This is a genomic window from Streptomyces sp. NPDC055189, from assembly GCF_053606765.1.
Genome location: NZ_JBSGSG010000030.1, coordinates 20,268 through 33,828 on the forward strand (window position 1 = coordinate 20,268; position 13,561 = coordinate 33,828).

A 13,561-nucleotide genomic window follows, 5' to 3' on the forward strand; every position below is an offset into this window, starting at 1 on the left:
TGTCAAGACCCCGTCAAGAACTCGGTGCCTCTCCGTCCCGCGGCGCCAGTTGCGCCGCCGCCTCGTGCATCGCGAGTTCGAGGAGCGCCGGATCCGTCAGCGTGCCCGAGCCGTCGGGCGGGACCAGCCAGCGGACGCCGCCCGTGGAGCGTCCGGGATACGGGACCACGATCCAGGTGCCGCGCCCGGCACCGCGTACACCCGTGCCGAGCCAGCGGGCCACCGTGCCCGCGGGCACGAAGAACCCCATGCGGGAGTCGCCGAAGTCGGCGAGCACCGGGCCGGGGCGGTCGATGATGCGGGTCAGTACGTCAAGGGTGGGATAGCCGAGGACGCCGGGGAGGATCAGTACGTCCCAGAGCTTGCCCGCGGGAAGGAGCGCGACCCCCAGGGGGTTGCGCTCCCACTCCCAGCGGCAGGCCTCCGGATCCGGCGCCACCGACACCAGCCATTCGACCGCCGGCTTCGCTCCCGAGCCCGAGCCAGTCATGACGGGACCTCCCTCTCTCCTGTACGACAGCTGTGCTTGTCACAGGAGAGAGGGAGGTCGGGCCGGAGCATTACGCGGGTTTCGGGAACTTGTTGACGAAGAGTCGATAGAGGGGGTCGAAGCAGGTCAGCTGTCGAAGCCCAGCCCCAGCTTGTCCATCGTCTTCAGCCACAGATTGCGCCTGCCGCCGTTCTCGTCCGCGCGGGCGAGCGACCACTTGGTCAGGGCCACGCCCGTCCACGCGAACGGCTCGGGCGGGAACAGCAGCGGCTTCGTGCGCACCATCTCCAGGGACGTACGTTCCGTGCGCTCGCCGGAGAGCAGGTCCAGCATGACGTCGGCGCCGAAGCGGGTGGCCCCGACACCGAGCCCGGTGTAGCCCGCCGCGTACGCGACCCGCCCCGCGTGGGCCGTGCCGAAGAACGCCGAGAAGCGCGAGCACGTGTCGATGGCGCCGCCCCACGCGTGCGTGAACCGGACCCCCTCCAACTGCGGGAAGCAGGTGAAGAAGTGGGCCGCCAGCTTCGCGTACGTCTCGGGGCGGTCGTCGTGCTCGGCGCGCAGCTTGCCGCCGAAGGGATAGATGGCGTCGTAGCCGCCCCACAGGATGCGGTTGTCGGCGGAGAGCCGGAAGTAGTGGAACTGGTTGGCGCTGTCGCCGAGGCCCTGCCGGTTCTGCCAGCCGATGGCCGCGAGCTGCTCCTCGGTCAGCGGCTCCGTCATCAGGGCGTAGTCGTAGACCGGGACCGTGTACGCCCGAACACGCTTGACCAGCGAGGGGAAGATGTTCGTGGCGAGCGCGACCTGGCGTGCGCGGATCCGGCCGTACGGGGTGCGCACGGCCATCCCGGCGCCGGACGAGACCAGTTCGAGCGCGGGCGTGTGCTCGTAGAAGCGCACGCCCTTCTCCAGGCAGGCGCGCTTGAGGCCCCAGGCCAGCTTCGCCGGGTGCAGCATGGCGACGCCCTCGCGGTCCCAGAGGCCGCCGAGGAAGGTCGGCGAGTCTACGTGCGCGCGCACGGCGTCCGCGTCGAGCAGCTCGGAGCCGTCCGCGAGGCCGTGCTCCGCCATCTCCTCGTACATCTCGCGCAGTTCGGTGAGCTGGTGCGGCTGGGTGGCCACGTCGATCTCGCCGGTGCGCTCGAAGTCGCAGTCGATGGAGTAGCGCTTGACGGCCGCCTCGATCTCGTCGAGGTTGCGGGCGCCGAGCTCCTCCAGCTTCGCGATCTCGCCGGGCCAGCGGGAAAGGCCGTTCGAGATGCCGTGGGTGAGGGAGGCGGCGCAGAAGCCGCCGTTGCGGCCTGAGGCGGCCCAGCCCGCCTCCCTGCCCTCGACCAGGACCACGTCACGGTCCGGGTCGCGCTCCTTGGCGATCAGCGCGGTCCACAGTCCGCTGTATCCGCCGCCCACGACGAGCAGGTCGCACTGCTCCTCGCCGGTGAGGGCGGGCTCGGCGCGGGGTTTGCCGGGGTCGTCCAGCCAGTACGACACCGGCTGGGCGTCGGCGAGTGACTTGGTCCAACGGGTCATGGCGCTTGGGGCCATGATTTCCACTCCTTCAGAGTTCTTACCGGGCTACCGGGATTGCTTGTTGCGGCGCTTTCCGACGATCATTCCGCCGAGCACCAGGAGAACGGCGACAAGGAACATCGCCGTGCCGATGACATTGATCTGAACGGGCGTACCGCGCTGCGCCGATCCCCACACGAACATGGGGAACGTCACGGTGGAGCCCGCGTTGAAATTCGTGATGATGAAATCGTCGAAGGAGAGCGCGAAGGCGAGCAGCGCGCCCGCCGCGATTCCCGGTGCGGCGATCGGCAGCGTGACCCGGAGGAAGGTCTGCACGGGGCCCGCGTAAAGGTCCTGTGCGGCCTGTTCCAGGCGCGGGTCCATGGACATCACGCGCGCCTTGACGGCGGTCACCACGAAGCTGAGGCAGAACATGATGTGGGCGATGAGAATCGTCCAGAATCCGAGCTGCGCGCCCATGTTGAGGAAGAGCGTGAGCAGGGATGCGGCCATGACGACCTCGGGCATCGCCATCGGCAGGAAGATCAGCGAGCTGACCGCGCCGCGTGCCCGGAACCGGTAGCGCACGAGTGCGAAGGCGATCATCGTGCCGAGCACGGTCGCGCCGATCGTCGCCCAGGCCGCGATCTGCAGGCTCAGGCTGAGCGAGCCGCACATGTCGGCGACGCCGCAGGGGTCTTTCCAGGCGTCGAGCGAGAACTCCTGCCAGGCGTAATTGAAGCGCCCCTTCGGCTTGTTGAAGGAGAACACCGTCACGACGACATTGGGGAGCAGCAGATACGCGAGCGTCAGCAGACCCGCGATGACGACGAATTTGCCGCGCAGCCAGCGGAAGAAGGCAGCCATCAGACGAGATCCTCCGTCCCGGACTTGCGGATGTAGAAGGTGACCATCACGAGGATCGCCGCCATCAGGATGAAGGAGAGAGCCGCGGCCGTCGGGTAATCCAGAATGCGCAGGAACTGCGTCTGGATGACGTTGCCGACCATGCGGGTGTCGGTGGAGCCGAGCAGATCCGCGTTGACGTAGTCGCCCGCCGCCGGAATGAAGGTGAGCAGCGTTCCGGAGACGACGCCCGGCATGGAGAGCGGGAAGGTCACCTTGCGGAAGGTCGTGGACGGCTTCGCGTAGAGATCCCCGGCCGCTTCGTGCAGCCGGCCGTCGATGCGCTCCAGGGACGTGTAGAGCGGCAGGATCATGAACGGCAGGAAGTTGTACGTGAGTCCGCAGATCACCGCGAGGGGTGTGGCAAGGACCCGGTCGCCTTCGGTCACGCCGAGCCAGCTGGTGACGTCGAGTACATGCAGCGAGTTGAGGGCACCCACGAGGGGGCCGCCGTCCGCGAGGATCGTCTTCCACGCCAGCGTACGGATGAGGAAGCTGGTGAAGAACGGCGCGATGACCAGGACGAGGATGAGGCCCCGCCATCGGCCCGCGCGGAACGCGATCAGATACGCGAGCGGGTAGCCGAGCAGCAGACACAGGATCGTGGCGGCGCCCGCGTACATCACCGAGCGCAGGAACTGCGGCCAGTAGTCGCTCAGCGCGTCCCAGTAGGTGGCGAAGTGCCAGGTGACCTTGAAGCCGTCTTCCAGGGAGCCGGTCTGGACGGACGTCGACGCCTGGTAGACGAGCGGCAGCGCGAAGAAGACGACGAGCCAGAGGATGCCGGGCAGCAGCAGCCAGTAAGGGACGAGCCGCCCCCGCTTGCGGACCTTGCGCGGCGCCTCGTCCGGCTCTTTCTCCGGGGACGCCTTGGTGAGGGTGGTCGTCATGCGGAGGCGTCCTCCTCGACCTTCTCGACGCCCGCCTCGATGTCCTGGGCGGGGTCGAGGCCGAAGGTGTGCGCGGGGTTCCAGTGCAGGACGACGTCGACGCCGGGGACCAGGCGGGTGTCGCGCTCGATGTTCTGGGCGTAGACCTCGAACTCGTCGCAGATCGGGCTGTTGACGACGTACTGCGTCGATACGCCGATGAAGCTGCTGTCGGCGATGCGGCCCGTGATGCGGTTGCGCCCCTCGGGGATCTGCCCCGCGTCGTCGGCGTGCGTGAGGGAGATCTTCTCGGGGCGTACGCCGAGGATGACCTTGCCGCCCGTGGTGGTGGGCGCCGTACATCGCGCGGCGGGCAGCACGAGCTTGCCGTCACCGGCCTTGAGGGTGAGGTCGTCGCCGCTACGGCCCGCGATCTCGGCCTCTATGAAGTTCGACGTGCCCAGGAAGTTGGCGACGAAGGTGGTGCGCGGGTTCTCGTAGAGGTCGGCGGGGGCGCCGAGCTGTTCGACGCTGCCCGCGTTCATCACCGCGACCTGGTCGGCCATCGTCATGGCCTCCTCCTGGTCGTGCGTGACGTGGATGAAGGTGATGCCCACCTCGGTCTGGATGCGCTTGAGTTCGAGCTGCATCTGGCGGCGCAGCTTGAGGTCGAGGGCGCCGAGCGGCTCGTCCAGGAGCAGCACCTTGGGGTGGTTGATCAGGGCGCGGGCGACGGCGACTCGCTGCTGCTGGCCGCCGGAGAGCTGGTGCGGCTTCTTGCGGGCCTGCTCGCCGAGCTGGACGAGGTCGAGCATGTCGCCGACCTGGCCCTTCACCGATTTGATGCCGCGCCGACGGAGGCCGAAGGCGACGTTCTCGAAGATGTCGAGGTGCGGGAAGAGCGCGTACGACTGGAAGACCGTGTTGACCGGCCGCTTGTACGGGGGCAGCGCCGTGACGTCCTGCTCGCCCAGGTGCACGGTGCCCGAGCTGGGCTCCTCCAGGCCCGCGATCATGCGGAGCGTGGTGGTCTTGCCACAGCCGGACGCGCCGAGCAGCGCGAAGAAGGAGCCCTGCGGCACGGTGAGGTCGAGGGGGCGCACGGCCGTGAAGGAGCCGTACGTCTTGCTGATCCCGGTGAGGCGGACGTCGCCGCCGTGTTCTGTAGCAGTCGTCATGGTGCGTCCAGGAGGTCTAGGGGCCGAGGGAGTCGAGGGAGGGGGACGAGTGGTCAGGCACCGGTCAGCTTGGCGAACTTCTCCTCGTACGCCGTCTCTTCCTTCGGCGTCAGCGAGCGGAACCCGTGGGACTTCGCGGCCATCTCCTTGTCCGGCAGGATCAGCGGGTTCGCGGCGGCGTCCTTGTCGAGCTTCGCCAGTTCGGGGCGCACGCCGTCCACGGGGCAGACGTAGTTGATGTACGCGGCGAGGCGCGCGGCGGGCTCGGGCTCGTAGTAGTAGTCGATGAGCCGCTCGGCGTTGCGCTTGTGGCGCGCCTTGTTCGGAACCAGCAGGTTGTCCGTGGACGTGATGTAGCCCTGGTCCGGGATGTGGAAGGCGATGTCGGGGTTGTCGGCCTGGAGCTGGACGATGTCGCCGGCCCAGCCCAGGCACGCGGCGAGGTCGCCCTTGTCGAGGTCCGAGGTGTAGTCGTTGCCCGTGAAGCGGCGGATCTGCTTCTTGTCGACGGCCTTCTGGAGGCGGGCGATGGCCGCGTCGAAGTCGTCGTCGGTGAACTTCGACGGGTCCTTGCCCATGTCGATGAGCGTCATGCCGACGCTGTCGCGCATCTCGGAGAGGAAGCCGACGCGCCCCTTGAGCTTGGGGTTGTCCAGGAGCTGCGACACGGAGGTGATGTCTTCGCCGTCGGTCGCCTTCTTGTTGTACGCGATGACCGTGGAGATGCCCGTCCAGGGGTACGAGTAGGACCGCCCCGGATCCCAGTCCGGGTTGCGGAACTGGGCGGCCAGATTGGTGTACGCGTGCGGCAGGTTGGCCGGGTCCAGCTTCTGGACCCAGCCGAAGCGGATGAGCCGGGCCGCCAGCCAGTCCGTGACGCAGATGAGGTCGCGCCCGGTTTCCTGGCCCGCGGCGAGCTGCGGCTTGATCTTGCCGAAGAACTCGACGTTGTCGTTGATGTCCTCGGTGTACTTGACCTTGATCCCGGTGCGCTTGGTGAACGCGTCCAGGGTGGGGCGGCGTTGGTCGTCGTCGACGTCCATGTACTCGGTCCAGTTGGAGAAGTTGATCTGCTTCTCGTCGGCCGAGTGGTCGTCGGACGAGACCTCGCCCTGGCCCTTGCTCGCGGCCGGGATGCCGCAGGCGCTGAGGGCGCCGAGACCGCCGACGGCGAACGCGCCGCCCGCGGAGGCGCGCAGCAGGGAACGGCGGGTGAGGGCGGCCCTGCCGTTCCTGAGGCTGCGGTGCATGGCGGCCAGTCGGGCCGGGGAGAGGGGGTCGGGCTCGTACTGCTCCATACGCTTGGTGCCCTTTCGGGAGGATGGCGGCCGCTGGTCGGGCGGCCTGTGGCAATCGGCTATCGGTCCCCGAAGACGGTGCGGTGCCAGTCCTTGCGGACGACCGCGGTGTTGTCGAACATGACGTGCTTGATCTGCGTGTACTCCTCGAAGGAGTAGGCGGACATGTCCTTGCCGTAGCCGGATGCCTTGTGACCGCCGTGCGGCATCTCGCTGAGGATGGGGATGTGGTCGTTGACCCATACACAGCCCGCCTTGATCTCGCGGGTCGCCCGGTTGGCACGGAAGACGTCGCGGCTCCAGGCCGAGGCGGCGAGACCGTACGGGGTGTCGTTGGCGAGCCTGATCCCTTCCTCGTCGGAGTCGAAGGGCAGCACCACGAGGACGGGCCCGAAGACCTCGGACTGCACGATCTCGCTGTCCTGGGCGGCATCCGCGATGAGGGTGGGCCGGTAGAAGGCGCCGGGGTGGTCGAGCGCCTCGCCGCCGGTGACCACGCGCGCGTAGGAGCGTGCCCGGTCGACGAAACCGGCGACGCGGTCGCGGTGGACGTGCGAGATGAGCGGGCCGAGATCGGTGTCATCGGCGAAGGGATCACCGAGCCGCACGGTCTCCATGAGGGCGGCGACGCCGTCCACGAAGGCGTCGTACAGGGGCCGCTGTACGTACGCGCGCGTGGCGGCCGTGCAGTCCTGCCCGGTGTTGATGAGCGCGCCCGCGACCGCGCCGTGCACGGCGGCTTCGAGGTCGGCGTCGTCGAAGACGACGAACGGCGCCTTGCCGCCCAACTCCAGATGCAGCCGCTTCACGGTGGAGGTGGCGATCTCGGCGACGCGCTTGCCGACGCCCGTGGAGCCGGTGAAGGAGGTCATGGCGACGTCGGGGTGGCCGACGAGCCGCTCGCCCGCGTCACGTCCTGCGCCGCTGACGATGTTGACGACACCGTCCGGGATGCCCGCCTCGGTGGCGGCCTGCGCGAAGAGCAGCGAGGTGAAGGGGGTGAGCTCGGCGGGCTTGAGGACGATCGTGTTGCCCGCGGCGATGGCGGGGAGGACCTTCCAGGCGGCCATCTGGAGGGGGTAGTTCCAGGGCGCGATCGATCCCACGACCCCGATGGGCTCACGCCGGACGTACGAGGTGTGGTCGCCGGAGTACTCACCGGCCGACTGGCCTTGGAGGTGCCGGGCGGCCCCCGCGAAGAAGGCCGCGTTGTCGACCGTCCCCGGGACGTCGAACTCCCGGCTGAGCTTGATGGGCTTGCCGCACTGGAGCGACTCGGCCTGCGCGAACTCCTCGGCGCGCTCCGCCAGTACCGCGGCGAAGCGGTGCATGGCGTCGGAGCGCTCGCCGGGGGTCGCGCCCGCCCATTCGGGGAAGGCCTGTGCGGCGGCGGCGACGGCGGTGTCGACGTCCTTCTCGCCCGCGAGTTCGTATCGGTGGATCTCGTTGCCGGTGGCCGGATCGACGACGGCGTGGGAGCGGCCCGATGTGCCCTTGGTCAGCCGTCCGGCGATGTACTGCGCGCCTTCCGCGAAATGGTCCTGCGCCTGGAAGTTGTGCATGACGCTCTCCTCCGCCGTCGTCCCCGTCCCGCGGGGGTCGGCGTAGCTCCAGATCGATTTGAGTGACGATCCTGGCAGAGCAGTAGTACTCCAACAAGTGATTCCGTTGTTGCCTTTTGGTTACGCGACGGAATCTGTCGACCAGGTGTCGAGTTGTCTTGGAAAACCAAGGACGAAGTGTCAGTGGTGCGTGCCAGACTCGCGTGCATGACGAAGATCGACTCGGCGGACGCGCTGGTCCGCGCGGTGCGCGCGGGGGAACGGGTGAAGTATCTGCACTTCTGGGGCCACACCCCGCGCCGGGACGGAGCGCTCGGCGCGAGCTGCTTCAGCCAGTGGTGGGAGTCCCCGTTCACCGTGGACGGCGTGGAGTACGGCACGGCGGAGCACTGGATGATGGCGTCCAAGGCCCGCCTCTTCTCCGACGCGGAGGCGGAGGCGAAGATCCTCGGCGCCCGTACGCCCGCCGAGGCGAAGAAGGCGGGGCGTCTCGTGCGGGGCTTCGACGAGGCGGTCTGGGAGCGGGAGCGCTTCGGGATCGTGGTCGAGGGCAGCGTCCGCAAATTCGCCTCGACCGAACCCCTCCGCGCGTTCCTGCTCGGCACGGGGTCGCGGGTCCTGGTGGAGGCGAGCCCCATGGACCGCATCTGGGGGATAGGCCTGGCGGCCGACGACGAGCGGGCCATGGACCCGGAGAAGTGGCGGGGCCCGAACTTGCTGGGCTTCGCCCTGATGGAGGCACGAGAGCGTATCGCTGGGCAGCGGGCTTGAGGGGGGTCCAGCGCGGGGCGCTGCAGCTGGCTTGAGCGGGGCCCGGCGTTGGCACTGGGCAGGGGGCTCGGGCGGGTGCCCGGCGGGTCTGAGCCGCCGCTTCGCGGCGGATCTTTCCCGCCCACCCACCCGATTACCCCGCATCGACCCCGCATCGCGGGGCAACGGGTGGGTGGGTGGGAGACATCCGCCGCGAAGCGGCGGCTTAGGGCACTGCTGAAGGCGCCCAGGGTGGGTGGGAGACATCCGCCGCGGAGCGGCGGCTTAGGGCACTGCTGAAGGCGCCCCGCCAGTCAGGAGCCGACGACCAGCACAGTCGAGTAGCTGCCGTCGTCCGAAGCCCCGTCCTCCTCGAACGCGTCATCCGGCACCACGATCAACACCACCATGAGGGCCACGCCCAGGACGATGCCCGCGACACCGCAGATGATCCCGGCCAGCGCCTGCCCGGAGTTCGTCGCCTCGCCGCGCTTCGCCCTGCCGCGACCGATCGCCCCGAAGATGATCGCGAGGATGCCGAGCACGATCGCCAGGGGCCACAGGCAGAAGCCGGCGGCCGCGATGATCCCGAGTACGAGTGCGGTCACGCCCATCCCGTTGGCGGGCGTCATCGGCATCGAGGCCCAGCCGTAACCGGGCGGGCCCTGACCCTGGTAGCCCGCGTAGCCGGGATAACCCGGGTAGCCCTGCGGCCCCGGAGCACCCGCGCCCTGATAGCCGCCGCCGGGGTACCCGGGGTAGCCGTAAGGCACCTGCCCCGGACCCTCCGGCCCCACCGGAGGCGGCGGCACCGGCTCGCCCTGGCCCCCCGCGCCGGCCGGAGGCGCGAACGGCCCGGCACCCGGCACCGGCCCCGGCCCCGCCCCCGAAGCAATCGTCGACTGCTCATGCGCGGACGGCGCAGCCCACGGATCCCGCTTCTCCAGCGGCACCGGTCCAAAAGCCGATCCGGAAGCCGGCCCGGCTTCCGGACCAGGAACCGGCCCAGAAGCCACCCCCGGCACCCCCCGCCCCGATCCCGCCCCGTCCTCCGGCGGAGCCCAAGGGTCCCGCCCCTCGGACGTGCCCGATTCGCCCGAACCCTGGGACATGCCGCGTCACCTCTTTCGTACGTTCCGTCATGCTACGGCCACCGCCTCCGCCGAAGGCCCGCGGCCTAGGATGATCCCCACTTACCCGATCAGCCGATCAATTCCGTTCCTGGGGAGGAAACCGTGACCGATCCGCACAGCACCCGTGAGCCACGCGACCCACATGCCTTCATCGCCGGACTGCCCAAGGCAGAGCTGCATGTGCACCACGTCGGTTCGGCGTCTCCCCGCATCGTCTCGGCGCTCTCCGCCCGGCACCCCGACTCCTCGGTGCCCACGGACGTGGAGGCCCTCGCGGACTTCTTCACGTTCACGGACTTCGCCCACTTCATCCAGGTGTACCTCTCGGTCGTGGACCTGGTCCGCACCCCGGACGACGTACGCCTGCTCACGTACGAGATCGCCCGCGACATGGCCCGGCAGAACATCCGCTACGCCGAGCTGACCGTCACCCCCTACAGCTCCGTGCGCCGCGGCATCGACGACCGCGCCTTCATGGACGCCATCGAGGACGCCCGCAAGTCGGCCGAGGCGGACCTCGGTGTCGTACTGCGCTGGTGCTTCGACATCCCCGGCGAGGCGGGGCTCGAATCCGCCGAGGAGACGGTGCGGCTCGCGACCACCGACAAGCTGCGCCCCGAGGGCCTGGTCTCCTTCGGGCTCGGCGGGCCCGAGATCGGCGTACCGCGTCCCCAGTTCAAGCCGTACTTCGACCGCGCGATCGCGGCAGGCCTGCACTCCGTGCCGCACGCGGGCGAGACCACCGGCCCCGGCACCATCTGGGACGCCCTCACCGACCTGCGCGCCGAGCGCATCGGCCACGGCACGAGCGCCGCGCAGGACCCGAAGCTCATGGCCCACCTCGCCGAGCACGGCATCCCGCTGGAGGTCTGCCCGACGTCGAACATCGCGACCCGCGCCGTCGCCACCCTCGACGAGCACCCCATCAAGCAGTTCGTCGCCGCCGGGGTCCCGGTCACCATCAACTCGGACGACCCGCCCATGTTCGGCACGGACCTCAACAACGAGTACGCGGTCGCCGCCCGCCTCCTCGACCTCGACGAACAGGGCATCGCGTCGCTCGCGAAGAACGCCGTCGAGGCCTCGTTCCTCGACCCGGCGGGCAAGGCGCGCATCGTCGCCGAGATCGACACGTACACCCGGACCTGGCTCGCCCCCTAGGACCGGCACCACAATGGGGCCATGCGCACCGTGACAGCCGTGACAGCCGTGGCCCACCGAGGCGATCCCTACCGCGCCCGCGAGAACACCCTCCCGTCCCTGCGCTCCGCGTTCGGCCGGGGCGCGGACGCGGTGGAGATCGACGTCCGCCTCAGCCGTGACGGCGTCCCCGTCCTGCTGCACGACGAGACCCTCAAACGCCTGTGGGACATCGACCGCCCCCTCGCCACGCTCTCCGCGGACGAGGTGCGCGGCCTCACCGACGGCGGCGTACCCACCCTGGAAGAGGCCATCGCGGCGACCGACGGCCAACGGCTCATGCTGGATCTGCCCGGCGCGACCCCCCGGTCCGTACGCGCGGTCGTCGGCACCGTCGCCGACTGCGGGGCGGCCGAGCGGACGTACTACAGCGCGGGCGCCCGTACGCTGCTCGCGGTGCGCGCGGCGGATCCCGGCGCCGAGCTCGCGCTGACCTGGACGACCGTCGCCCCGCCGCGCCCCGCCGTGCTCGACGCGATCAAGCCGCGCTGGCTCAACTACCGCTTCTCGCTCCTCGACCGCGACCTTGTCGCCCGGGCGCGGCATCAGGGGCTGCTCGTCTCGGCCTGGACCCCGGACACGAAGCGCTCGATGCGCCGTCTCCTCGACATCGGGGTCGACTCGATCACGACCAACCGCGTCGACACGCTGCACGGCTTGCGCACGGTGTGACGGCGGCGCCCCCTCGTGGCCGCGCGCCCCCTCAACTAGCTTGTGCTACATGGGGAACAGCGACGACGACAGGCGGGACGAACCGCTCTTCGTGTACGAGCGCGACGAGCGGGGCTACCGCGGCCACCGCCTGAATCCACGCCATCCCGTGGGCCGCATGCTGACCATCGCTCTCCTGGTCGGCATCGTCCTCGTCATCCTGCTCATGGCGAAGTGACGGCATCCGCGCCGCGCCCGCCCCCGCCCTCAGCCGGGCCGAGGGCGAGGACCAGGGCCAGGGACAGGGCCAGGACCAGGACCAGGACTAGGCGACGTCTGTCATGCTCGCGAACACCGTGACGTTGCTGGAGTAGTAATGCCGGTCCGCGTCGAACTCGCCGCCGCAGGTGATCAGGCGCAGCCCCGCGTGGTCGATGTTCTTGTACACCTCCAGGGTGGGGAACTTCTTCTTCGGATACTCCTCGACACGGTCCACGGTGAAGGTGGCCGTCTTCCCGTCCTCGCGGTCGACCACGATGGTGTCTCCGGCCTTCATGGTCTTCAGCCCCTTGAAGACCGCGTCGGCGCCGTTCCAGGTCACATGCCCGGCGATCACCGCCGGGCCCCGGGAGCCGGGGGCGGGGCCCGGTTCGTACCAGCCCGCCAGGTCCGGGTTCTCCGGCGTCGTCATCGCCCCGTCCTTGTTCTGCCCCAGCGTCTCCAGCTCGCTCGACACGCCCAGGGAGGGGATGGAGACCCGCTGGGGTGCCGAACGGGCCAGGTCCGTGGCGGGGTCGCCCCGGTCCGATCCCGGTTCCGGCTCCGCGGTCGGTTCCGCGCTCGGTTCCGCGTTCGGAGCGCTCCGGGCCGGCTGGGCCTGCGAGGCAGCGGTGCCCTTGCCGTCCGCTCCGTCCTTGCCCGCGCACGCGGAGAGCAGCAGAGCTGCCGTGACGGCGGCGGCCACAGGGGCAAAGACGTGCCGGGCCGAGCGGCTCACGCGGCATCCCCCGCCTTCGCGACCGCGGGGACGGGCGTCATCCGCGTCCGCCGCCGTACGAGTACCAGCCCACCGACGGCCGTCACCGCCGCCGCCCCGGCCGTACCGATCACGGCCGCGGACGGCATGCCGTCCGCGGCACCTCCTCCCCCGGTCTCGACCCCGCCGACCGGCACGGACCCGACCGCCGCGCCCTTGACCACGCCGCAGTTGGTCGGAGCGGTGGCCTCCTGGGGAAGCTTCGGGTCGAGTTCGCTCTTGCCCGCGCCCTCGAAGTCGTACTTGCCGTTGTCGTTGGGGTCGATGCCGTGCTGCACGATGTGCAGGTCCTTGATGTGGTCGACCACGTCCTGCCCGACGGTGATGGTCCGCTTGTACGAGACCTTCCCCTGCGCGTCGGCCACCGGCATCCGGTCCACGGCGAGTCCGCTGCCCGCGTCGGTGCCGCCGGATTCGGTCAGCGAGATGTTGATGTCGCCGTAGTGGACGGTGGCCTCGGTGTTGTCGAGGATGCCGTCACCGTTGGTGTCGTCGCCGTTGTCGGGGCACTGGAAGTCGTGCCCGTCGGTGGACCCGTGCAGGTGCTGCGCCGACGGCTGTCCCGGCACCATGCCCTCGGACTTGATCCATACGGTCAGCGCGTTGCCGCGCAGGCTGAGGAGGGCCGTTCCGGTGGAGCCGGAGTCGTTCAGCGACGCCAGGTCGATCTGGTAGGCCGGGGTGTCCGCCGCGAACACCGGGGACGAGGCGGCCACGGTGAGAAGGACGGCGGGCAGAGCGGCGAGCGCCGCGAGCAGGCCGGTGCGCTTGGGCATCACGTTCGTTCCTTTTCCGCGGCGCCCGAACGGGACTGCCGCACGTCGCAGTTACCCATGAAACGCAAGGAGGCTCGTGAGTGTTCAAAGCGAGGAAGCTTCCCTCTTCGCTTCGTGCGGACAGCCGTGGTGGATAATCCGGACGCCTGGAGGGCGGCGCGACGACGGCGCCGACGGCACCGACGGAGGGGAGAGCGGCC

14 protein-coding genes are annotated in these 13,561 nt (G+C 69.7%); 4 read left to right on the top strand and 10 right to left on the bottom strand.

Going from position 1 to position 13,561, the window contains the following annotated elements:
• Positions 1-13: 13 nt before the first annotated feature.
• The 7 genes from ACWFR3_RS22000 to ACWFR3_RS22030 all read right to left on the bottom strand — a co-directional run bounded on the left by ACWFR3_RS22000 (position 14) and on the right by ACWFR3_RS22030 (position 7,815).
• Positions 14-490, bottom strand: a complete 477-nt coding sequence (locus tag ACWFR3_RS22000; RefSeq protein ID WP_453736295.1) for a hypothetical protein — start codon at positions 488-490, stop codon at positions 14-16.
• A gap of 126 nt (positions 491-616) precedes the next feature.
• Complete coding sequence (locus tag ACWFR3_RS22005) at positions 617-2,035, bottom strand: NAD(P)/FAD-dependent oxidoreductase (RefSeq protein WP_453736296.1); 1,419 nt, start codon at positions 2,033-2,035, stop codon at positions 617-619.
• Positions 2,036-2,065: 30 nt separating this feature from the next.
• On the bottom strand, positions 2,066-2,869 hold the full coding sequence (locus tag ACWFR3_RS22010; protein WP_453736297.1) for an ABC transporter permease: 804 nt from the start codon (positions 2,867-2,869) through the stop codon (positions 2,066-2,068).
• Positions 2,869-3,798, bottom strand: a complete 930-nt coding sequence (locus ACWFR3_RS22015) for an ABC transporter permease (protein WP_453736298.1) — start codon at positions 3,796-3,798, stop codon at positions 2,869-2,871. Before ACWFR3_RS22015 ends, ACWFR3_RS22010 begins: the two co-directional genes overlap by 1 nt.
• Positions 3,795-4,955, bottom strand: coding sequence for an ABC transporter ATP-binding protein (locus tag ACWFR3_RS22020; RefSeq protein WP_453736299.1), 1,161 nt, complete (start codon positions 4,953-4,955; stop codon positions 3,795-3,797). Before ACWFR3_RS22020 ends, ACWFR3_RS22015 begins: the two co-directional genes overlap by 4 nt.
• A gap of 53 nt (positions 4,956-5,008) precedes the next feature.
• Positions 5,009-6,253, bottom strand: coding sequence for an ABC transporter substrate-binding protein (locus tag ACWFR3_RS22025; protein ID WP_453736300.1), 1,245 nt, complete (start codon positions 6,251-6,253; stop codon positions 5,009-5,011).
• Between the two features lie 59 nt (positions 6,254-6,312).
• Positions 6,313-7,815, bottom strand: coding sequence for a gamma-aminobutyraldehyde dehydrogenase (locus tag ACWFR3_RS22030; protein ID WP_453736301.1), 1,503 nt, complete (start codon positions 7,813-7,815; stop codon positions 6,313-6,315).
• 207 nt (positions 7,816-8,022) lie between these two features.
• Between ACWFR3_RS22030 and ACWFR3_RS22035 the strand changes: the two genes are divergently transcribed.
• Positions 8,023-8,586: an NADAR family protein gene (locus tag ACWFR3_RS22035; protein WP_453736302.1), complete on the top strand. Its 564-nt coding sequence runs from the start codon at positions 8,023-8,025 to the stop codon at positions 8,584-8,586.
• A 293-nt stretch (positions 8,587-8,879) separates the two neighbouring features.
• Here ACWFR3_RS22035 and ACWFR3_RS22040 read toward each other — a convergent pair whose 3' ends face one another.
• Entirely contained in the window at positions 8,880-9,338 is a 459-nt protein-coding gene (locus ACWFR3_RS22040) for a DUF4190 domain-containing protein (RefSeq protein ID WP_453736303.1), read from the bottom strand.
• A 462-nt stretch (positions 9,339-9,800) separates the two neighbouring features.
• Between ACWFR3_RS22040 and ACWFR3_RS22045 the strand changes: the two genes are divergently transcribed.
• Genes ACWFR3_RS22045 through ACWFR3_RS22055 form a run of 3 tightly spaced genes read left to right on the top strand, consistent with a single transcriptional unit; the run spans position 9,801 to position 11,787 of the window.
• Positions 9,801-10,859, top strand: coding sequence for an adenosine deaminase (locus ACWFR3_RS22045; RefSeq protein WP_453736304.1), 1,059 nt, complete (start codon positions 9,801-9,803; stop codon positions 10,857-10,859).
• A 21-nt stretch (positions 10,860-10,880) separates the two neighbouring features.
• The gene (locus ACWFR3_RS22050) at positions 10,881-11,570 is read left to right on the top strand and encodes a glycerophosphodiester phosphodiesterase (RefSeq protein WP_453736305.1); all 690 of its coding nucleotides are present in this window, start codon (positions 10,881-10,883) and stop codon (positions 11,568-11,570) included.
• A gap of 49 nt (positions 11,571-11,619) precedes the next feature.
• Positions 11,620-11,787 carry a hypothetical protein gene (locus ACWFR3_RS22055; protein ID WP_361193995.1) on the top strand — a complete coding sequence of 56 codons (168 nt, stop codon included), beginning with the start codon at positions 11,620-11,622 and terminating at the stop codon, positions 11,785-11,787.
• An 87-nt stretch (positions 11,788-11,874) separates the two neighbouring features.
• Here the strand turns inward: ACWFR3_RS22055 and ACWFR3_RS22060 are convergent, their stop codons facing one another.
• Positions 11,875-12,546 (bottom strand): class F sortase, encoded by a 672-nt coding sequence (locus tag ACWFR3_RS22060; RefSeq protein ID WP_453736306.1) that lies wholly within the window; start codon positions 12,544-12,546, stop codon positions 11,875-11,877.
• Positions 12,543-13,364, bottom strand: a complete 822-nt coding sequence (locus ACWFR3_RS22065; RefSeq protein WP_453736307.1) for a hypothetical protein — start codon at positions 13,362-13,364, stop codon at positions 12,543-12,545. The genes ACWFR3_RS22060 and ACWFR3_RS22065 overlap by 4 nt, the downstream gene beginning before the upstream one ends.
• Positions 13,365-13,561: the final 197 nt, after the last annotated feature.

Coding starts and splice junctions, on each gene's coding strand:
- ACWFR3_RS22005 (WP_453736296.1), bottom strand. CDS start 2,035: ATGGCCCCAAGCGCCATGACCCGTTGGACCAAGTCACTCGCCGACGCC.
- ACWFR3_RS22015 (WP_453736298.1), bottom strand. CDS start 3,798: ATGACGACCACCCTCACCAAGGCGTCCCCGGAGAAAGAGCCGGACGAG.
- ACWFR3_RS22025 (WP_453736300.1), bottom strand. CDS start 6,253: ATGGAGCAGTACGAGCCCGACCCCCTCTCCCCGGCCCGACTGGCCGCC.
- ACWFR3_RS22020 (WP_453736299.1), bottom strand. CDS start 4,955: ATGACGACTGCTACAGAACACGGCGGCGACGTCCGCCTCACCGGGATC.
- ACWFR3_RS22050 (WP_453736305.1), top strand. CDS start 10,881: ATGCGCACCGTGACAGCCGTGACAGCCGTGGCCCACCGAGGCGATCCC.
- ACWFR3_RS22030 (WP_453736301.1), bottom strand. CDS start 7,815: ATGCACAACTTCCAGGCGCAGGACCATTTCGCGGAAGGCGCGCAGTAC.
- ACWFR3_RS22010 (WP_453736297.1), bottom strand. CDS start 2,869: ATGGCTGCCTTCTTCCGCTGGCTGCGCGGCAAATTCGTCGTCATCGCG.
- ACWFR3_RS22035 (WP_453736302.1), top strand. CDS start 8,023: ATGACGAAGATCGACTCGGCGGACGCGCTGGTCCGCGCGGTGCGCGCG.
- ACWFR3_RS22000 (WP_453736295.1), bottom strand. CDS start 490: ATGACTGGCTCGGGCTCGGGAGCGAAGCCGGCGGTCGAATGGCTGGTG.
- ACWFR3_RS22055 (WP_361193995.1), top strand. CDS start 11,620: ATGGGGAACAGCGACGACGACAGGCGGGACGAACCGCTCTTCGTGTAC.